Here is an 18,864-nt window from a genome sequence, read left to right on the forward strand (position 1 = left end):
CACATTATGATTTTTTCTTATTCAGCAATTGATCAACATAATCTTCTTTGTTAACTTGACGCGCACGTGCAATTGATAATGCTTTTGATGGAACATTCTCTGTAATTGTAGAGCCTGCTGCCACATACGCACCATCTTCAACTGTTACAGGAGCAACAAGGTTTGAGTTACAACCAATAAATACGCCGTCTCCAATAACCGTTTTGAATTTATTCTTGCCATCATAATTCACTGTAATTGAACCACAACCAAGATTCACGTTTTCTCCAATTTGTGCATCCCCGATATAACTTAAGTGTGAAGCTTTACTTCCATTACCAAAAACAGTTTTCTTAATTTCTACGAAGTTTCCAACGCGTACTTCATTGCCGATAACGGAATCCGGACGAATGTGTGCAAATGGACCAACTGATACTTCTGTACCAATCTTGCTGTCATGCACAGTAGATTGACGAATTGTTGTACCGTCTCCAATTTCACTATCACGAATGACTGTATGTGGTCCAATTTCACAATCAGATCCAATTACAGTCTTGCCCTCAATAATTGTACCTGGATGAATAACTGTATCACTACCAATCATTGCATCTGCAGAAATATATGTGTTACTTGGATCTATAATTGTAACACCATTTACCATGTTCTTATGATTGATACGATTCTTCATAATGACTTCCGCTTGCGATAGAGCGACTCTGTCGTTTACACCTAACGTTTCATCAAAATGCTCCGTTTGATAAGCCGATACAATATGACCTTCACCTTTTAAAATTTCAATAACATCTGGAAGGTAGTATTCACCTTGTGCATTATCATTTGAAACTTTAGAAAGTGACGCAAATAGTGCTTTATTATCAAAACAATACGTACCTGTATTAATCTCTTTAATCGTTAGCTCTACTTCATTTGCATCTTTGTGCTCAACAATTTTTTCAACATGACCATTTTCATTACGAACAATACGACCATATCCAGCAGGCTCTTCGATGTATGCCGTTAGCACTGTAGCTTTAGCTCCTGCTTCCTCATGATGTTTTAACAATGCTTCCATTGTTTCTGCAGTTATAAGTGGTGTATCACCACAAATAACTAAAGTTGTTCCTTCTTCATTTGCAAGGATATCAGCAGCCTGATCGACAGCGTGTGCTGTACCAAGTTGTTCTGCTTGCAATGCAAATTCACTTACGTTTCCTAGTTGTTCTTGTACTTTTTCAGCACCATGTCCAACTACCGTCACAAGTTTCTGCAATCCTAATTGAGATACTTGATCTACTACATGCTGTACCATTGGTTTTCCGCATACAGGATGAAGCACTTTGTATAGCTTGGACTTCATACGCGTGCCCTTACCTGCAGCAAGAATCACTGCAAATCTGTTTGACATATAGACCCTCCATCGCAACCTATTTATCCATTAAAGATATTATCCTAAATCATTATATATTTCAAGAAACACAGCATAACTATTAAATTTTACCATAATTCTTATAAAATGTTTTACTCTTGCGTATCTTTTTTTAGAAATAAGTCATACTATTTTAAGGGAATTGAACTCTCCCCACCTTCTCTTCGTTTTGAAATAGGAATTCCCTCGGTTGAAATGGTAAAAAAAAACAAACCCCTGTAAACACTTACAGGGGTTTGTTACAAAATTATAGAGCTCTCATTTTATGAAAAGAGCCCTTTTTATTCGAATTTTACGAAGCTCCAGCTTCTTCAAACTCAACTTCTTCCAACTCGCCTAAACGGTGATACTCAGTTAAAACCGCATCTTGAATTTTTGAGCGTGTGTTAGAATTAATTGGATGAGCAATATCACGAAACTCTCCATCCGGAGTACGTTTACTTGGCATTGCTACAAATAATCCATTATTGCCATCAATTACACGAATATCATGAACAACAAATTCATGGTCTAGAGTAATAGAGGCAATCGCCCTCATACGGCCTTCTGTGTTTACGCGGCGTAATCTTACGTCAGTCACTTCCATCTTGTGTTCACCACCCTTTTCTAAATAAGCGATATGTTTGTATAAATTCCACAAATTTTCTATTTCTCCTCCAATTTTTTAAAAATTTTTAAGATAAAAATTTTTAAAAGAATAGAATATAAGGATTAACAATAGATACCGCTTACAAAGATTTATTTCACAAGGGCAATTACTTCTATCTCGACAGAAACATCTTTCGGCAATTTCGCAACTTGCACACAAGAACGAGCTGGTTTATGTGTAGAAAAATAAGATCCATATACTTCATTCACATCATTAAAATCATCCATGTCTTTCAAAAATACAGTCGTTTTTACTACCGTATCCAATGATGCTCCAGCTTCTTCTAATACAGCTTGTAAGTTTTGAAATACTTGTTCAGTTTGTACTTTTACATCTCCTGTTACAAGATCCCCATTTGCTGTTAAAGGAATTTGACCTGAACTGTAAAACATATTGTTTACAAGAATTCCTTGTGAATATGGTCCAATTGCTTGTGGCGCTTTATTTGTTTGAACAACTTTCATCACTTTTCACCCTTTAACTTTTTATTGTTATACAAATATCCTACCTACACAAATTCATGAATCTATAAGCAGAATGCAACTTGCTAGTAGGCGATAGAGCTTTCGTTATTCCAAAAAGTCCTATCGCCTACTAGCATCTTTAACTATAAAAAAGATAAATCCCTTTGCTTTACCTTTTTATTCTGCTTCCACAAGTTCCTCATCAAATGGAACAAGTGAATAGTTTCCCTTCTCCACTTGAATTGTTTTTTCTTTAATATCTACTTCTGATAAACGAATCAATGAGACAAAATTGTTAATAAGTCTTTCCTCAATGTCTGTAGATTCTACTAATACACCAATTCCGACTACATTTGCCTTAAACTCTTCTAACATGCTAATCATACCTTGAATCGTTCCGCCAGCCTTCATAAAGTCATCAATAATTAACACATTAGCTCCTTCTGGTAAACTGCGTTTTGCTAATGTCATTGTTTGAATTCGCTTAGATGAACCTGATACGTAATTAATACTAACTGTCGGTCCTTCTGTTACCTTATTATCTTTCCTTGCAATGACTACCGGTACATCTAAGTAGTTTGCTACTGCATAAGCAAGTGGAATTCCCTTCGTTGCTACAGTCATAACTGCATCGATAGGTTGTCTTGCAAAAACAGAAGCAAATAAACGCCCTGCGCCATTAATATGACGCGGATTACTCAAAAGATCAGTCATATATAAGTATCCACCTGGTAAAATACGATCTGGATTCTCAAATAAACTACATAGTTCACTAATAATCAGATTCGCCTCTTCTTCACTTATATATGGAATATATTTCACTCCTCCTGCTGCTCCTGGTATCGTTTGCAATGTGCCGACCCCTTGCTGTTCAAACGTTTGCTTAATAATAACTAAATCTTCACTAATAGAAGATTTAGCAGATTGATACCGTTCAGCAAAAAAAGTGAGAGAAACTAGCTGACGAGGATTTTGTAGCAAATAATAAGTCATATCGACTAATCTTGTACTTCGTCTAATTTTCACACTCTCACCTCAAATCACGAATATTCTAAACAAATAATAACGTATTATACGCCTTTATTCAAGCGTTTCTCGCTCCCCTAATAGGCGTACAGCATATACCTGTTCACAAAAACCTTTTAATCCATTATAGATGCGATGCATTCTCGAATCATGATGCACAAGTCCAAACACCGTTGGACCACTGCCACTCATTAAAACTGCATCTGCCCCAAATCGCTTCATCTGTGCTTTAATCCGTGCAACTTCAGGATGCATTGCAAATGTCACATCCTCCAATACGTTGCCAACAGCATTACAAATTCCCTTATAATCACCATGATTAATCGCTTCGACCATTTGATCGACGTCAGGGTGTGTAACACGATTCAACTTTAAATTTCCATATACGTCAGCAGTCGATACACCGATATGCGGCTTCGCTAAAATAACCCAGCAAGATGGAGGTGTTTTTATATGCTCAATCTTCTCTCCTCTTCCTGTTGCAATTGCCGTTCCTCCATACACACAAAAAGATACGTCGGATCCAATCTCTGCGCCAAGTTCTGCTAGTTCATCTATTGTAAGTCCTAAATTCCATAGTTTATTAAGGCCACGTAATGTAGCAGCTGCATCACTGCTTCCACCTGCTAATCCCGCTGCCACCGGAATTGTTTTTTCAATTACAATAGATACACCTTGTTTTACCTGAAATTTTTCTTTTAATAATTTTGCTGCCTGATAAGCCAAGTTACGTTGGTCGTCTGGGACATATCGATTATGAGACACGATTTCAATACGATCTTCCGTTAACTCAGTTAGCTCTAAACGATCAGCTAAATCGATTGTTGTCATAATCATTTTTACTTCATGATAGCCGTCTTGTCTTTTTCCCAGTACATCTAACGACAAATTAATCTTTGCTGGTGCTTTCACTAGTAGCTTCAATCTATTCACCCACTCTATGTACTCAATCTTTTATCGTTTATTTTACCATAAATTTATAGTAAGACGATGACACTTCCCTAATTATAACGAAAAGCATGTAGAATGAAACTACTTATGCAAAATGATGACACCTTTTGGCGTGCAAAAAGCCGAGGATTTTCACCTCGGCTACCGCAGCATAGGAATATGTTACAACTACTGATTTTGTTTCATCAATTGCTTCTCAGCAATTTCAATAGCCCGTTTCACCATATTACCAGCATCTTTCGCACGAATTCCGCCCCATCCTTCTTTCTGAACAACATCGTAAAATCCAAGCTCTTTTGCAAGCTCTTCTTTAAATTGATTTGACATGACTCCTCTTCGTCTACTCAATGCAGATTACCTCCTTATTTTGCTACGGTATAGTTAGTATGCAAAAACATATAGCGTTTCATTTGTGGGAAAATATGTAACACGTCATATAATTAACCTAAAATCACCTCATTATGAGGGTCATCATAAAATGTTAATTCCACCGTTTCTGTTAAAACATCTGCATAACTATAGGAAACACGCTGTAATGTATCTTCTTGTTGATCGAGCTGCACAACAAACACAGAACGATATGTCTCTGCTAATACACCCGATTGCTCTACCGTTTTTCTTCTACCACTATTCGCCTTTAACATAAGACGCTTTCCAAGATGATGATCTAATTCGTTTTTAATTTCATCTAAACGTTTTGCCATATGCTTAGCTACACCTCGCTGTAATTTAGAGTGAATACTTAAGAACACATGATCTCTCTATCCTAATGATAAAGTGAAACTTTAATGAGCCCTCACCAATCGGTCTGTTACAGGCAGTAAGGCTCCCACCTATCTTCCTTGCTTCTCCACTGGTGTTAGCCAGCTTGTCCCTTTAGGGGTGGGAGTGTCAAAACTAACAAGCCCTATTATTAGCTGCACTTACTGCCTTTGAATAGATAGAAGAAGTACTATATTTAAAAGTATTAGTAATAGTGTGTTCGTTCCTATCTTCTTTTATCCAAACACCCATAAAATATTAAGTATAGATATATAATTATAAGCATTATATTCCACCTACTAAAAAAGCAAGATACCTATGTACCTTGCTTACTCATCATAATATTGAAATGGTAGCCCTGTTCGTAAAATACCTCGCGTTTCAACGCCACCAAGACCTTTTTCACCAGTAATTGTATTACGCACAACATCCCATACGTTTACACGTTCCATAAAGGAAGTAAAACTAACTTTTCCTACTACATATACAGGATCTAGAGCATGAATATTAATACGGGAAGGAGAACTAGCAAAATTAGCACCCGCTCGAATTAAAGCTTCAAAATGCGATTGACACGCTCCCGCAAAAATAACAAGCTGATCTAATGATGGGTATTTTTTTCTTACTTCACGAACTGCCTGTACAAAATGTCTAGAATGCCTGTAAGCTGCTAAATCTCCCATTACCCCTTTTGACTTTGTATACGCATCATGACCTGTTATGACTAAAATATCTGGTCGAAAATGATCAATTAAATCCACTACCTTTTCATGCATTTCTGTTTCCTTACAATGAATTCCTTGCACTGGCACTCCTATCTTTGTATATAAATCTAAACATTTCCGTAAATATAATGGATCTCCATCTATATGCAATACCCTTCCCGGCATTTGAAAGTAACTCACCTCATTCGTATAGCCACCTGTGGAAGTATGTTCATGCCGCTCTTTCATGAGTACATAATCTTGCTGAAATAGACGATATGTGCGCTCCATCTTCTCCTTTTCACGCTTTTCTCTTTTTTTATACTCACGCTGATTAATAATGATTAAATCTTCAAGTGGAGCGTCCGCAACAAGCCTAACTTCTTCTCCAAATAAAATTGCCATTTCTCCTTTTATCTCTATAATACGAAAAAGTATATCCCGATTATACGATTGGCGTTCTACTAAATCTCCAACATGTACAGCCATTCTCCTACCTCCAAACTCATTAGGCCATCTCACTAACCATCTTCTGTTCATAACCTATGAGTTTAGGAGGGAAAAGGTGACAAAAAGGACAGCTCTATTTAAGCTGCCCTTTATTATTTATTTAAAATTTCATCCGCTAGTTTATAGTAGCTAGTTAGTGTGCGCTCCTAGTCAGTGAAGGATAAAACTCCCCATCGATTCATATTTTACTTCATCTTATGAGGAACGAGCGCATTACTTAACATTGCAAATTCTTCAATAGATAATGTTTCACCTCGACGTTTCGGGTCAATTCCTATCTCTGTTAAAATTTTCTCTAACAATTCTTTATCTTTCGGAAAGTCATTTAAGTTATTTGATAAATTATTCATTAATGTTTTGCGGCGTTGTGCAAAACTTGCTCGTACTACCTCAAAGAAAAACTTTTCGTCTATTACTTCTACAATTGGCTTCGGACGTTTTAAAAGACGAATAACGGCTGAATCCACATTTGGTTGTGGAACAAATACCGTACGTGGAACCGTCATAACTGTCTCTACTTCTGTATAGTATTGAATTGCAATAGATAAAGAACCATAATCTTTTGTTCCCGGCTTAGCAGCCAAACGATCTCCTACCTCTTTTTGCATCATTACTACAAATCCACGAACAGGTAGCTTTTCTTCGAGCAATTTGAACAAAATTGGCGTTGTCACGTAATATGGTAAATTAGCTACCACCATTACGTCTTGTCCCTCTTCGAATTGTTCTTGAAATACTTCATGCACATTTGCTTTTAAAACATCTTTATTAATAATCGTCACATTACCGTATGGAGCTAACGTCTCATCTAAAATGGGTAATAGTCTTTGATCAATTTCAAAAGCCACTACTTTTTTGGCACGTTTCGCTAATTGCTCTGTTAAAGCCCCGATACCAGGACCAATTTCAATAGCTCCGCCTTTCGGGCCAATCTCTGCATAATCAACAATACGATTTAATACATTTGTATCAATTAAGAAATTTTGTCCCAAACTTTTTTTAAATGAAAATCCGTACTTTTCAACAATATCTTTTGTACGATTTGGCGTTGCGATATCCTTCATTTCTTTTCCTCCTGTAATACTTGTTTATAAGCTGCTGCAAATGCCTCCTTAGAAACTTGAAACATTTGTAACCGTTTATGTAACTGCTTCGCATTTGTATAACCAATCTTTAATAGCTTACCCATTCTTTCTCGACGACTTTTTGCCATCTCTCCGCCCACTAGGCCAGCATCGACTAGATCACTCCAACTAATTTCACTTGTGTAATCTTCCATTTCCTCATGAACATTTTCTAACGCACGGCGAATAGACTCATTAGAAGCATGCTCAATGCCGACACCTTTTTTCCTCTTAGCAAGTGCTTCTTCTTTTGGTAAAAAAGCATGCTTACACCCCGGTACTTTTTCAGATATGATTTTTCGAATACGTTCTCCAGGATAGTCTGGATCGGTAAAAATAATAACGCCCCGTTTTTGTTGCGCTAATTTCACTTGTTCAATAACATGATCACCAATTGCTGAACCGTTCGTTTCAATTGTATCTGCATCTACAGCACGTTTAATGGCCACTGTATCATCTTTACCTTCTACAACGATAATCTCTTTTATTTTCATGACTGCCTCCACACTCATTTCGTCTCTACTTAGTAAAACAAAAAAACGGATACTTTTCCATTATTATTTTCCCATTCATGCAATTAAAAAAAGGAAAAGAATGGGCATCCCCATTCTTTTTTTACTTCACACCAAACAAAGCCTTTGCATTCTCCGTTGTTATTTTTGCAACTTCATCATATGAAATACCTTTTAGATTTGCAATTTCTTCTGCTACAAGCTTAACATAGCTTGGTTCATTTCGCTTTCCACGGAACGGATGTGGTGTTAAATATGGACAATCTGTTTCTATTAATAATTTTCCCATTGGAATTTCTGTAGCAACTTCCTTCGGTTTTTTTGCATTTTTGAACGTTACTGGTCCCCCTAATGAAATGAGGAAATTCATATCAATACATTGCTTTGCTACTTCTACACTTCCACTAAAACAATGCATAATGCCTCCTACTTCAGCTGCATTCTCCTCTTGTAAAATATCTATAATATCTTGTGTCGCTTCACGATTATGAATAATAATCGGTAATTTTACTTTCTTAGCTAATTGAATCTGTTTGCGAAATACTTCTTTTTGTACTTCTTTCGGAGACTTGTCCCAATGATAATCTAGCCCCATTTCACCAAGGGCAACCACTTTCGGGTGAGCGGCTAACTCTTCTAACCAAACGAGATGCTCTTCCTTCATATCAATTGCATCGACAGGATGCCAACCAACTGCGGCGTAAATAAAGTCATATGTTTCTGCAAGTTCAATTGCCTTCTTTATCGTTACTTCATCAAAGCCAACAACAACTGTATATGCTACCCCAGCTTCTTTCATCCTAGCAATAACTTCTTGTAAGTCTTCCTCAAATTGCTCTGCGTTTAAATGTGAATGCGTATCAAACAACATGTCAAATAACTCCTTTTATTTAAAATAAATGCTACTAAAAAACATTTTCCTAACGATAGAATGCCAGTAATATTACAATATAAATCAAAAGGAAATTCCTTAGTAAGAAAAAAGATGCTTCACGAATGTTACACGTGAAACACCTCTTTCTTTGTCATAATTACTTGATTTTTGTACCATTTGGTAAGTTTTGATCAACTGTTGCTAACGATAGGACACCGTCTTCTTCACCCGCTAAAATCATACCTTGTGATAATTCACCACGTAATTTTACTGGTTTTAAATTCGTTACACAAATAACTTTTTTACCTTTTAAGTCTTCTGGTGTATAGAATTTCGCAATTCCAGATACAACTTGGCGTTTTTCTGTTCCTAAATCCAATTGAATTTTTAGTAATTTATCTGCTTTTTTCACTGGTTCTGCTTCGATTACTTCTGCCACACGCAATTCTACTTTAAAGAAATCATCAATCGTAATTTCTTCTGCTTTCGGTTCTTCTTTCTTCTCTTCAACTTTAGGTGCAGAACCCTTCATTTGTTCTTTAATATAGGCAATCTCTACTTCTACTTCTAAACGTGGGAAGATTGGTTGTCCTTTTACAACTTTTGTACCAGTTGGGATACATCCAATTGTAGAAAGGCTCTCCCAAGATTGATATGCCTCATCAGTAATACCAAGTTGTTCAAAGATTTTACCTGGTGTTGCTGTTAAGAATGGCATAAGCATGATACCTGTTTGACGTAGCATTTCTGCTAAATGTGCCATAACAGATGCAAGCTTCTCTCGATCTTTCTCATCTTTCGCTAATACCCATGGCTGTGTTTCATCAATATATTTATTCGTACGACTAATTAATTGCCAAATGGAACTTAATGCTACCGAGAATTCCATGTTTTCCATTGCTTCTTCTACTTTTTGTAATGTATCTGCTGCAAAATTTACTAACGTTTCGTCAAATTCTGTTACCTTTGCTTTAAATGCAGGGATTTGGCCGTCAAAGTACTTATCAATCATTGCAACTGTACGATTTAATAAATTCCCTAAGTCATTTGCAAGGTCAAAGTTAATACGTTCAACAAAACCTTCTGGTGTAAATACACCATCTGATCCAAATGGAACTTCACGAAGTAAGTAATAACGTAATGCATCTAATCCATAACGATCAATTAATGTAACAGGATCAACGACATTCCCTTTCGATTTGCTCATCTTTCCATCTTTCATTAAAATCCAGCCATGAGCAAATACTTTCTTTGGAAGTGGTAAATCGAGTGCCATTAAAATAATTGGCCAATAAATTGTGTGGAAACGAACAATCTCTTTTCCTACTAAATGAACATCTGCTGGCCAAAACTTTTTATACTTCTCTGCATTTTCTGTTCCATATCCTAATGCTGTAATATAATTTGATAATGCATCTACCCATACGTAAATAACATGTTTAGGATTTCCTGGGACACGAATTCCCCAGTCAAATGAAGTACGTGAAACAGCTAAATCTTCTAATCCTGGTTTAATGAAGTTATTAATCATTTCGTTTTTACGTGATTCTGGTTGAATGAAATGAGGATTCTCTTCATAGAACTTTAATAGTCGATCTACATATTTACCCATTCTAAAGAAGTAGGATTCTTCACGGACAAGTTCTACAGCATGTCCACTATCAGGGCTTTTTCCACCAACTACTTTACCATCTTCCATAATTGGATCAACTAATTGATGTTCCGTATAGAATGTTTCATCTTGTACAGAGTACCATCCTTCGTATTCATCTAAGTAAATATCACCTTGATCAACTAACTGTTTGAAAATCTTTTCTACTACTTCTTTATGACGATTTTCTGTTGTGCGAATAAAATCATCATAAGAAATATTCATTTTTTTCCATAATTCTTTAATTCCCGCAACGATGTCATCAACATATGCTTGTGGTGTTACTTGTAATTCTTCTGCTTTCTTTTGAATCTTTTGTCCATGTTCATCAGTACCTGTTAAATAATGAACATCATACCCTTGCATGCGTTTGTAGCGTGCCATTGCATCTCCTGCTACTGTTGTATAAGCATGTCCAATATGGAGCTTTCCGCTTGGGTAATAAATTGGAGTAGTAATATAAAAGGATTTCTTTTCCTCTGTCATTATTTTGAACCTCCCAAATGACCTCATATGTATTTATAAACAGTATATCAAAAACTGACGCATAAAAACGAATTAATGCTCGATATCTTTATCATCTATTACTCATATTTCACAAAAATATACAAAAAGGAGAAGAAATATCATAATTATAGAACTCCCCCTACCTTCTATTCGCTTAGAGGCGGGAACTTTTCGGCTAAGATGATAAAATCAGAAAATGCTTGCGCAAATATTGTCGATTCTATTATAAATAAGAAGTATAAAAAATCTAGAAATCTTTTATAAAATCTAGAATTTAAGAATTGACGGAAATGTAAATGATTGGTATCATATGTTCATAGGGTATTTTGTCGAAAAATGACGAATTAAAATATAGGCTCGAAAAATTACAAACTATGAGGAGGATAACGAATATGAAATCTACTGGTATCGTTCGTAAAGTTGATGAATTAGGCCGCGTGGTAATTCCGATCGAACTACGTCGTACATTAGGTATTGCAGAAAAGGATGCTCTTGAAATTTACGTTGATGACGAAAAAATCATCCTAAAAAAATACAAACCAAACATGACTTGCCAAGTAACTGGTGAAGTATCAGATCATAACTTATCTTTAGCTGACGGTAAAATTATCTTAAGCAAAGAAGGCGCTGAGCAAATCTTAAACGAATTACAACATTACATTCAATCAGCAAAATAAGCTTCTCAATTATGAGAAGCTTATTTTTTATCAATATGATAGATTTGATAAACATCTCGTTTCGACAGGTTTCGATCTTTTGCAACTTTTTTTATTGCATCCTTTGAGGACATTCCTTCCTCGTTTATATACTGTTCGATATGATCATATACTGAAATAGTTTCCCACCATTCTACCTCAGAAACAGCTTCCTCTTTTGATCCAGATACTAATATACAAAATTCACCACGTACTTCGTTCTTCTTTGCCCATTCGATTGCCTCTTCAATTGATCCTCGAATAAATTCTTCAAATTTCTTTGTTAATTCTCGGCACAATACAATTTCCCTATTACCAAATACTTCTTTCATAGAAAGCAACGTATCGTCTAATCGGTGCGGTGCTTCATAGAACATCATCGTAGTTGAAACATAACGTAGTTTTTCTAATTCTGCTTTACGTTCTTTTTTATTTCTTTGTAAAAATCCATAGAAATAAAAATGTTTCGTTTCTAATCCCGATGCAATGAGTGCTGTAAGAGCAGCATTTGCTCCTGGAAGTGGAATAACGTGATATTGTTTTCCCACAGCTTCTACTACAACATCGTATCCTGGATCAGAAATACAAGGCATACCAGCATCACTTACAAGGGCTATTGTCTTTCCCTCTTCTAGCTTAGCTAAAATCTTTTGACCACTTACTTCCTTATTATGTTCATGATAGCTCATAACTGGCGTTTCAATTTCAAAGTAGTTACAAAGCTTTTTCGTCTGCCTTGTATCTTCAGCAGCAATAATATCAGCCTCCTTCAATATTCGAACCGCTCGAAATGTCATATCTTCTAAATTGCCAATTGGAGTTGGTACTAAGTATAAAACTCCCTCTTCAGTCTGTTGAAAGCTTTTTTGCTGCCACATAACGTTCTCCTTTTTTCATATATTCTTCTTTGTCTTTCCTCTTTAACTGCTTAAAATAATATTCAGCTTGCATAGCTGTTCGTTTTTCTTCATGAACTTCGAGATATTTCAATGCAACTGGAAGCCTAGCACGCGTATATTTAGCTCCCTTTCCATTGTTATGAGTTTGAATTCGTTTTTCTATATGATTTGTATAACCTGCATAGTAGCTACCGTCTGAACATTCCAATACATAAAAATAATGTTTATTCTTCTCCATACAAAATGCTACGAATCTCCTTTGTATATTCATTGTTCTCATCATATACAAAAAGCGGTGGTAAAATCTTCAGATCAGCACTACCATCCTTCATTCCTTCAATTAATAATGTATTTGCTTCCTTACCTGCTTTTGGATATACAAATTGTACACGTTTTGGCTCGATTTTATATTTCCTCATTAATGTTACAATATCGAGCAATCGGCCTGGTCGATGTACAAAAGCCACTTTTCCGCCTTGTTTCACCAATTGACTACTAGCACGTACCACATCTTCTAACGTACACATAATTTCATGACGTGCGATTGCTAAATGTTCATTTATATTTTTCTCCGATGATTTTGGTGTTTGAAAATAAGGGGGATTGCACGTAACAACATCATATTGATGATGACCTAATGTTTGCGGCATATCCTTTAAATCCCCATGAATTAAATGAATTCGTTCTTCTAAACGATTGTATTGAACACTTCTTATTCCCATATCATATAATCGCTCTTGAATTTCTACACCAGTGATTTTCCCTTTTGTTCTTTTACTTAATAACAGTGGAATAACTGCATTCCCCGTACATAAATCAAGCAAATTTCCTCTTTGAATCGGAACCCAAGCAAAATTTGCAAGTAACACTGCATCTAAAGAAAAATTAAATACAGATGGACTTTGAATAATTTTCATTTCTTCATTTAATAAGTAATCTAAACGCTCATCTCCATATAAATCCATATATGATATCCTTTCTTCCAATTAACCTATCCTACTTCATTATCTATTAACGTAAAATTAAAGTTTATTCTTTCCAATCTTACGCTCATGTATAAAAAATTACCTTTCCAATACATTGGAAAGGTAATTTTATTTTTTATTTAAAAATGACAGACAGAATAAACAATCTCCTTCTTTACGTACACTTCCATAATGTAAATTACAAATATGAAATCCCTCTTGATACAAGCGAGCTAAATTATCATATCCTTCACCGATATCTGTTTTAGGTTTTACTTCTTTACGTTTTTGAGTTTTTTGCTTTTCCTTAGTCTGCGCTTCCTCAAAGCGACGTCGCAAATTCTCATTTTCCATTTTAATATGTTGGTTTTCTTCCAATAACTCGGCAAGATGTTGTTTTAATTCTCCCAACTGCTTATATAAATGTCCAATTTGCCCTTCCATGCTAGAAACCGCTGCAAAAATATCTTTTTTCTCCACAAGCACCCACCTCGTTAATCTGTGGTTTGACTCGAAACGACCCCTTCATTTATTAATTCATCTAACGTATATTCAACTATCCGTTCCTTGTCTACTAGTTCCACCTGTATTAATCTTTCTAAAATATTTAATCCGATGACACGTCCAAGACCATTTGGTGTTTGTATACGTTGATCTAAATCAGGAAGTTGCTCCTTTGCCGCCTCATATTCATCATTCTCGTATTTTAAGCAACACATTAAACGACCGCATAAACCTGAAATTTTTGCAGGATTTAATGATAAATTTTGATCCTTAGCCATCTTAATAGATACAGGTTCAAAATCTCCTAAAAAAGTAGAACAACAAAGCATACGACCACATGGTCCAATGCCGCCTAGCATTTTAGCTTCATCTCGAACGCCAATTTGTCTTAATTCAATTCTTGTTCGGAAGATTGCTGCTAAATCTTTTACAAGCTCACGGAAATCAATTCGCCCATCCGCTGTAAAATAGAAAATAATCTTATTGCGATCAAACGTATACTCTACGTCTACCAATTTCATATCAAGATTGTGGTCCGCCACCTTTTGTTGACAAACTTGATATGCTTCTTTTGCAGCATGCTTGTTCTCTTCAACAATGGTCCGATCATTTTCATTTGCAATGCGAATAACTTTCTTTAGTGGTAATACAACATCATTTTCATCTACTTGTTTTTTTGTAATAACCACTTTCCCATATTCAATCCCTCTTACAGTTTCTACGATTACAAACTCATTTTCCGAAATATCGAATTGATTGGGATCAAAGTAATATACCTTTCCGGCCTTCTTAAAGCGAACACCTACTACATCATACAAAACGGTCATCCCTCCTGTAACCGCAACACTAACTGCTCGAACACAAGCTGCGCATTTACATTAGCGTTGATTCTATTTTTTGCCTCTAATATATAAAAAAGGGCTGATACAATGCGCTTCTGAGCATAAGAGAAAGTCACAAACATCTCCTTCTGCTCTTGAAAAACGAGACGATCTTCCTCTCCTAGTTGAACATATAATAAATCCTTATAAATAAGGAGTAACATATCTAAACCTAGTTGTAATTGTTCCTTCTCTCCAAAGTGTTTCCCCCATTTTTCTTGTACAAAAAAAAGAGAGGTTTTATCTTTTTCGAGCGCTTCACATAATTTTATCACTAAAGTTCGTGCTTGTGCAAACCATTCATCATTGCACAGAGCTAATGCTTCCTCAAAACTATTCGTAATTTGAGCTGCGAGAGTAGATAAGAAAACCGTTATTCCTTCATCCTGTAATCTCTTAATTAAAGATTCTGTAGGAAGCGGCCGAAAAGTCACTACTTGGCAGCGAGATAAGATTGTATTTAATATTTGATGACTTTGTTCTGTAAGCAAAATTGCAGTTGTATCACTACTTGGTTCTTCTAAAAACTTTAATAGAGTATTGGCAGCATTTGCCGTCATTCGGTCTGCATGCTCAATAATATATATCTTCTTATTTGCTTCTAAACCTGTTTTTGAAAACTCTTCTTGTAAGTCATGAATTTGTTGTTTTTTAATTGATAGTCCGTCTGGCTTTACAAGATGTAAATTAGGATGATTCCCTGAATCAATCCGACGACAATTAATACATGTATGACATGGTTCTACACCACTTCTTTGCATACAAAGAAAGCTTTTTGCCATTTGAATTGCCGTTGCAAACTTTCCAGTTCCTTTCGCACCTTCTAACAAATAAGCATGGGATATACGCTCTTTTGCAATACTATTGATTAACATCTTTACACCAATGGGTTGTATAGCAGAAAGCTGCTCCCACGTCTTCGTCATAATGCATACCTCACTTATCCTATACTTTCCTTCTATTATAACAATTTACTTTCTATAAGCTGAATAACCTCTTCTAAAACGTTCTCCATTGGCTGATCTGCATTTACTACCACGATGCGATCTTTGAACCGTTCTACAATTTGTAGATAGCCTTCACGTACAAGGTGATGAAATGCAATACTTTCCATATCTAAACGATTCACTTCTCTTGCAGCATCTTTTTCAATACGTGCCAAACCAACTTCGGGTGCAATATCTAAATAAATTGTTAAGCTCGGCATACAGTCTTCTGTAGCAAAGCGATTCATTTCATATACTTTATCAATCCCTAATCCTCTTGCATACCCTTGATAAGCAAGAGAGCTATCAATAAAACGATCACACAATACAAGCTGATCTGCCTCTAATGCGGGCATAACTTTTTCTACTAAATGTTGTCTCCTTGCTGCTGCATATAATAGCGCCTCTGTACGAGCTTCCATCATTATATACTCTTGTTTATGTAAAATCGTTCGAATTTCTTCTGAAATAGCAATTCCACCTGGTTCCCTTGTTGCAATTACTTTCTGTCCCTTATTTTCAAAATATGGTAATAACTTTGTAATTAATGTTGATTTTCCTGACCCTTCTGGTCCTTCAATTGTTACAAATAATCCCTTCATCCTAAAACCTACTTTCTCTCTATAACATATACCTTTATATACGCTGGATTCCCTTGAAAACGAGCTCCAGTTCTTTCTAAATGAGCAATCTCTCTTATATGCTCTAAACGAATTGCTTCCCCATACATAATGAGTGGTATTCCAGGTGGATAGGGAATAACCATCTCTGCTGCTATCATACCAACAGCTTCTTCTATAGGTACTCGTTTTATCTCATATTCCTCTAAGTGCTTATATGCAAATGGTAAAGGAGAAATCTCCCCTTTATAAGTATAACGAATAGAAGGTCTATTGTCTGTTACCTTATAATGGCTTAGCAATGATCGTATGATTTCTATTCCTTTCATGTATTTCTCATTTACTTGTAACGGTAAAATAAAAAGTACGTTATACGGATCTGCCATTTCTGCATATATACCAGCCTGTTCAAATAGGGACTGTAATTCATACCCAGACAATTGACAACGACTTTGGACAGTAACCTTGAGTTCATCCTGTAATGGATATTGCAAAACCTTTATTTGCGGAATAGAATGTAATGCTTCTTTAAATTGTTTGATGAACTCAATAATGGAATGATAACCCTTTTCTTTCATATTTGCTAATGCAAAACGAGCAATATCCAAAGAAGCCATAATTGGATAAGATGGGCTACTAGATTGTAACATATTTAAATAACTAAAAACTTTCTCTCCATTTATTAAATCACTATTTATATGTAAATAAGATCCCATCGTCATTGCAGGTAATGTTTTATGTGCAGACTGTACTACAATATCCGCACCATACGCCACTGCTGATTGAGGAAATGGTTCTCCTAAGCAAAAATGTGCGCCATGTGCCTCATCTACTAATACAGGTATTTGATGCTGATGCGCATAGGCGATACTTTCTTTTAAATTGACGCCCATACCGTAATAATTAGGATGTGTTAAAATAAGTGCTTTAGCATTTGGATACTGGTCAATAGACTTTTTTATGATTTCATTATGAACGCCAACAGGCACATGATATACCTCATCAATCCATGGTTCTAAAAATACTGGATTAGCACCTGCTAACTTTAAAGCATTTATAACGGATTTATGACAATTTCTTTGTACAAGAACAATGTCATGTTCCCCGCAGCAAGATAAAACCATTGCTAAATTTCCAACTGTAGAGCCACTAACTAAAAAGTAACTTTTCTGTACTTCATATACATCAGCCAGCAATCGTTGTGCCTCATCTATACATGCAGAGGGACTATGTAAATCATCTAATCCTGTTAATTCAGTTACATCAATAGAAAGTACATCTTTAAAACTGTCGATTGCTTCTTTAGGGAAATTCAAACCATTTTTATGACCTGGGACATGTAAAGATAATGGTTGTTGCTGTTTAAAGCGCACTAATGCTTCGTATAACGGTATTTGATTTTGATTCATATGTTACCTCTTCCTAACTTTTCTTTCTTCATCTATTATACAGATATCAAACCAAAAAAAATAATAGGCATATGCCTATTTAAAAATATGATACTTCTATTTTCTTTAGTTGTTTCAAATAATATATATATTTTGGATCATTTGTCTCAGTATTCACCATATCCTTTTCACATTCATCACAGATGAAACGATTCTGAACATATATCCCTTCGTTTCTTTTATGCTCACATATAATGCAAATTTCATTTAGCGATTCCATAACTTATCCTCCTCCCAATTTAACTGAATATATTTTATATTTCTATTCCTTAACACTTTTCAGAAAAATATACGCCCTTTTGTTATATATAATATGAAGTGCTTCTAGGCAATGTGTTTGTATTTCATACAATGCTGAAAAACTTCTGCTATATTTTTTATCAAATTCCTTTTCAAAACAAAAAAACACGAATCGATTGATTCGTGTTTGAATTGCTTGGCGATGTCCTACTCTCACAGGGGCAAGGCCCCAACTACCATCGGCGCTAGAGAGCTTAACTTCCGTGTTCGGTATGGGAACGAGTGTGACCTCTCTGCCATCATCACCAAACTATTGAAGGTATATTCCTTCAAAACTAGATAACATTCATGTAGTTCTTAGCGTAATCTAGCTCCAACGGCTCTGAACAAGCCGTTTCCGCTTTTTTTATTGGTTAAGTCCTCGATCTATTAGTATTCGTCAGCTCCACGTGTCACCACGCTTCCACCTCGAACCTATCAACCTGAT

Annotated in this window: 22 protein-coding genes and 1 rRNA gene; 1 reads left to right on the plus strand and 22 read right to left on the minus strand. The window is 35.7% G+C overall.

Features of this window, described 5'->3' with window-relative positions; genetic code table 11:
* Positions 1–4: 4 nt before the first annotated feature.
* The 12 genes from glmU to metG all read right to left on the minus strand — a co-directional run bounded on the left by glmU (position 5) and on the right by metG (position 11,118).
* The gene (gene glmU, locus MR063_RS20070) at positions 5–1,384 is read right to left on the minus strand and encodes a bifunctional UDP-N-acetylglucosamine diphosphorylase/glucosamine-1-phosphate N-acetyltransferase GlmU (RefSeq protein ID WP_242145703.1); all 1,380 of its coding nucleotides are present in this window, start codon (positions 1,382–1,384) and stop codon (positions 5–7) included.
* A gap of 313 nt (positions 1,385–1,697) precedes the next feature.
* Complete coding sequence (gene spoVG, locus MR063_RS20075; protein WP_000454042.1) at positions 1,698–1,991, minus strand: septation regulator SpoVG; 294 nt, start codon at positions 1,989–1,991, stop codon at positions 1,698–1,700.
* A 152-nt stretch (positions 1,992–2,143) separates the two neighbouring features.
* Positions 2,144–2,518, minus strand: a complete 375-nt coding sequence (locus MR063_RS20080) for a RidA family protein (protein ID WP_242201020.1) — start codon at positions 2,516–2,518, stop codon at positions 2,144–2,146.
* Positions 2,519–2,695: 177 nt separating this feature from the next.
* Positions 2,696–3,544 carry a pur operon repressor gene (gene purR, locus MR063_RS20085; protein ID WP_242145701.1) on the minus strand — a complete coding sequence of 283 codons (849 nt, stop codon included), beginning with the start codon at positions 3,542–3,544 and terminating at the stop codon, positions 2,696–2,698.
* 54 nt (positions 3,545–3,598) lie between these two features.
* Positions 3,599–4,468: a 4-(cytidine 5'-diphospho)-2-C-methyl-D-erythritol kinase gene (gene ispE / locus MR063_RS20090; RefSeq protein WP_242145700.1), complete on the minus strand. Its 870-nt coding sequence runs from the start codon at positions 4,466–4,468 to the stop codon at positions 3,599–3,601.
* 195 nt (positions 4,469–4,663) lie between these two features.
* Positions 4,664–4,843 (minus strand): acid-soluble spore protein SspF, encoded by a 180-nt coding sequence (gene sspF, locus MR063_RS20095; protein ID WP_080377448.1) that lies wholly within the window; start codon positions 4,841–4,843, stop codon positions 4,664–4,666.
* Between the two features lie 92 nt (positions 4,844–4,935).
* Positions 4,936–5,199 (minus strand): biofilm formation stimulator Veg, encoded by a 264-nt coding sequence (veg, locus tag MR063_RS20100; protein WP_242145699.1) that lies wholly within the window; start codon positions 5,197–5,199, stop codon positions 4,936–4,938.
* A 387-nt stretch (positions 5,200–5,586) separates the two neighbouring features.
* Positions 5,587–6,450, minus strand: coding sequence for a sporulation peptidase YabG (gene yabG, locus MR063_RS20105; protein ID WP_242145698.1), 864 nt, complete (start codon positions 6,448–6,450; stop codon positions 5,587–5,589).
* Positions 6,451–6,656: 206 nt separating this feature from the next.
* A complete protein-coding gene (rsmA, locus tag MR063_RS20110; protein WP_242201022.1) occupies positions 6,657–7,535 on the minus strand; it encodes a 16S rRNA (adenine(1518)-N(6)/adenine(1519)-N(6))-dimethyltransferase RsmA in 879 nt (292 codons plus the stop codon).
* Positions 7,532–8,089 (minus strand): ribonuclease M5, encoded by a 558-nt coding sequence (gene rnmV / locus MR063_RS20115; RefSeq protein WP_242145696.1) that lies wholly within the window; start codon positions 8,087–8,089, stop codon positions 7,532–7,534. Before rnmV ends, rsmA begins: the two co-directional genes overlap by 4 nt.
* A 121-nt stretch (positions 8,090–8,210) precedes the next feature.
* Positions 8,211–8,978 (minus strand): TatD family hydrolase, encoded by a 768-nt coding sequence (locus tag MR063_RS20120; protein ID WP_242201024.1) that lies wholly within the window; start codon positions 8,976–8,978, stop codon positions 8,211–8,213.
* A gap of 160 nt (positions 8,979–9,138) precedes the next feature.
* Entirely contained in the window at positions 9,139–11,118 is a 1,980-nt protein-coding gene (gene metG / locus MR063_RS20125; RefSeq protein ID WP_242201026.1) for a methionine--tRNA ligase, read from the minus strand.
* Between the two features lie 413 nt (positions 11,119–11,531).
* Here metG and MR063_RS20130 point away from each other — a divergent pair, with 413 nt between their 5' ends.
* Complete coding sequence (locus tag MR063_RS20130; protein WP_011983177.1) at positions 11,532–11,816, plus strand: AbrB/MazE/SpoVT family DNA-binding domain-containing protein; 285 nt, start codon at positions 11,532–11,534, stop codon at positions 11,814–11,816.
* A 20-nt stretch (positions 11,817–11,836) separates the two neighbouring features.
* On the opposite strand, the gene rsmI is transcribed toward MR063_RS20130, so the two are convergent.
* The 10 genes from rsmI to rrf form a co-directional block, all read right to left on the minus strand.
* Complete coding sequence (gene rsmI, locus MR063_RS20135; protein ID WP_242201028.1) at positions 11,837–12,712, minus strand: 16S rRNA (cytidine(1402)-2'-O)-methyltransferase; 876 nt, start codon at positions 12,710–12,712, stop codon at positions 11,837–11,839.
* On the minus strand, positions 12,681–12,971 hold the full coding sequence (locus MR063_RS20140) for a GIY-YIG nuclease family protein (RefSeq protein WP_242201030.1): 291 nt from the start codon (positions 12,969–12,971) through the stop codon (positions 12,681–12,683). The genes rsmI and MR063_RS20140 overlap by 32 nt, the downstream gene beginning before the upstream one ends.
* Positions 12,958–13,698 (minus strand): tRNA1(Val) (adenine(37)-N6)-methyltransferase, encoded by a 741-nt coding sequence (locus tag MR063_RS20145; RefSeq protein ID WP_242201032.1) that lies wholly within the window; start codon positions 13,696–13,698, stop codon positions 12,958–12,960. The genes MR063_RS20140 and MR063_RS20145 overlap by 14 nt, the downstream gene beginning before the upstream one ends.
* A 129-nt stretch (positions 13,699–13,827) precedes the next feature.
* Positions 13,828–14,178: a DNA replication initiation control protein YabA gene (gene yabA / locus MR063_RS20150; protein ID WP_242145690.1), complete on the minus strand. Its 351-nt coding sequence runs from the start codon at positions 14,176–14,178 to the stop codon at positions 13,828–13,830.
* Between the two features lie 14 nt (positions 14,179–14,192).
* Positions 14,193–15,020 carry a PSP1 domain-containing protein gene (locus MR063_RS20155; RefSeq protein ID WP_242145689.1) on the minus strand — a complete coding sequence of 276 codons (828 nt, stop codon included), beginning with the start codon at positions 15,018–15,020 and terminating at the stop codon, positions 14,193–14,195.
* Between the two features lie 5 nt (positions 15,021–15,025).
* Positions 15,026–16,009 carry a DNA polymerase III subunit delta' gene (gene holB / locus MR063_RS20160; protein ID WP_242201033.1) on the minus strand — a complete coding sequence of 328 codons (984 nt, stop codon included), beginning with the start codon at positions 16,007–16,009 and terminating at the stop codon, positions 15,026–15,028.
* A gap of 35 nt (positions 16,010–16,044) precedes the next feature.
* Positions 16,045–16,671 carry a dTMP kinase gene (gene tmk, locus MR063_RS20165; protein WP_242201035.1) on the minus strand — a complete coding sequence of 209 codons (627 nt, stop codon included), beginning with the start codon at positions 16,669–16,671 and terminating at the stop codon, positions 16,045–16,047.
* An 8-nt stretch (positions 16,672–16,679) separates the two neighbouring features.
* The gene (locus tag MR063_RS20170) at positions 16,680–18,098 is read right to left on the minus strand and encodes an aminotransferase class I/II-fold pyridoxal phosphate-dependent enzyme (protein ID WP_242201037.1); all 1,419 of its coding nucleotides are present in this window, start codon (positions 18,096–18,098) and stop codon (positions 16,680–16,682) included.
* A gap of 79 nt (positions 18,099–18,177) precedes the next feature.
* On the minus strand, positions 18,178–18,357 hold the full coding sequence (locus MR063_RS20175) for a sigma factor G inhibitor Gin (protein ID WP_242145685.1): 180 nt from the start codon (positions 18,355–18,357) through the stop codon (positions 18,178–18,180).
* A gap of 214 nt (positions 18,358–18,571) precedes the next feature.
* Positions 18,572–18,687: ribosomal RNA gene (gene rrf / locus MR063_RS20180) — 5S ribosomal RNA — on the minus strand.
* Positions 18,688–18,864: the final 177 nt, after the last annotated feature.

This window comes from Bacillus cereus group sp. BfR-BA-01492, assembly GCF_022662815.1.
GTDB lineage: Bacteria > Bacillota > Bacilli > Bacillales > Bacillaceae_G > Bacillus_A > Bacillus_A cereus_BD.

Excerpts from the sequence above, each read along its gene's own strand:
- veg (WP_242145699.1), bottom strand. The coding sequence starts at position 5,199 with ATGGCAAAACGTTTAGATGAAATTAAAAACGAATTAGATCATCATCTT.
- glmU (WP_242145703.1), bottom strand. The coding sequence starts at position 1,384 with ATGTCAAACAGATTTGCAGTGATTCTTGCTGCAGGTAAGGGCACGCGT.
- rnmV (WP_242145696.1), bottom strand. The coding sequence starts at position 8,089 with ATGAAAATAAAAGAGATTATCGTTGTAGAAGGTAAAGATGATACAGTG.
- MR063_RS20130 (WP_011983177.1), top strand. The coding sequence starts at position 11,532 with ATGAAATCTACTGGTATCGTTCGTAAAGTTGATGAATTAGGCCGCGTG.
- MR063_RS20170 (WP_242201037.1), bottom strand. The coding sequence starts at position 18,098 with ATGAATCAAAATCAAATACCGTTATACGAAGCATTAGTGCGCTTTAAA.
- MR063_RS20175 (WP_242145685.1), bottom strand. The coding sequence starts at position 18,357 with ATGGAATCGCTAAATGAAATTTGCATTATATGTGAGCATAAAAGAAAC.
- holB (WP_242201033.1), bottom strand. The coding sequence starts at position 16,009 with ATGACGAAGACGTGGGAGCAGCTTTCTGCTATACAACCCATTGGTGTA.
- rsmA (WP_242201022.1), bottom strand. The coding sequence starts at position 7,535 with ATGAAGGATATCGCAACGCCAAATCGTACAAAAGATATTGTTGAAAAG.
- spoVG (WP_000454042.1), bottom strand. The coding sequence starts at position 1,991 with ATGGAAGTGACTGACGTAAGATTACGCCGCGTAAACACAGAAGGCCGT.
- MR063_RS20145 (WP_242201032.1), bottom strand. The coding sequence starts at position 13,698 with ATGGATTTATATGGAGATGAGCGTTTAGATTACTTATTAAATGAAGAA.
- MR063_RS20080 (WP_242201020.1), bottom strand. The coding sequence starts at position 2,518 with ATGAAAGTTGTTCAAACAAATAAAGCGCCACAAGCAATTGGACCATAT.
- MR063_RS20140 (WP_242201030.1), bottom strand. The coding sequence starts at position 12,971 with ATGGAGAAGAATAAACATTATTTTTATGTATTGGAATGTTCAGACGGT.
- rsmI (WP_242201028.1), bottom strand. The coding sequence starts at position 12,712 with ATGTGGCAGCAAAAAAGCTTTCAACAGACTGAAGAGGGAGTTTTATAC.
- metG (WP_242201026.1), bottom strand. The coding sequence starts at position 11,118 with ATGACAGAGGAAAAGAAATCCTTTTATATTACTACTCCAATTTATTAC.
- MR063_RS20120 (WP_242201024.1), bottom strand. The coding sequence starts at position 8,978 with ATGTTGTTTGATACGCATTCACATTTAAACGCAGAGCAATTTGAGGAA.
- yabG (WP_242145698.1), bottom strand. The coding sequence starts at position 6,450 with ATGGCTGTACATGTTGGAGATTTAGTAGAACGCCAATCGTATAATCGG.
- tmk (WP_242201035.1), bottom strand. The coding sequence starts at position 16,671 with ATGAAGGGATTATTTGTAACAATTGAAGGACCAGAAGGGTCAGGAAAA.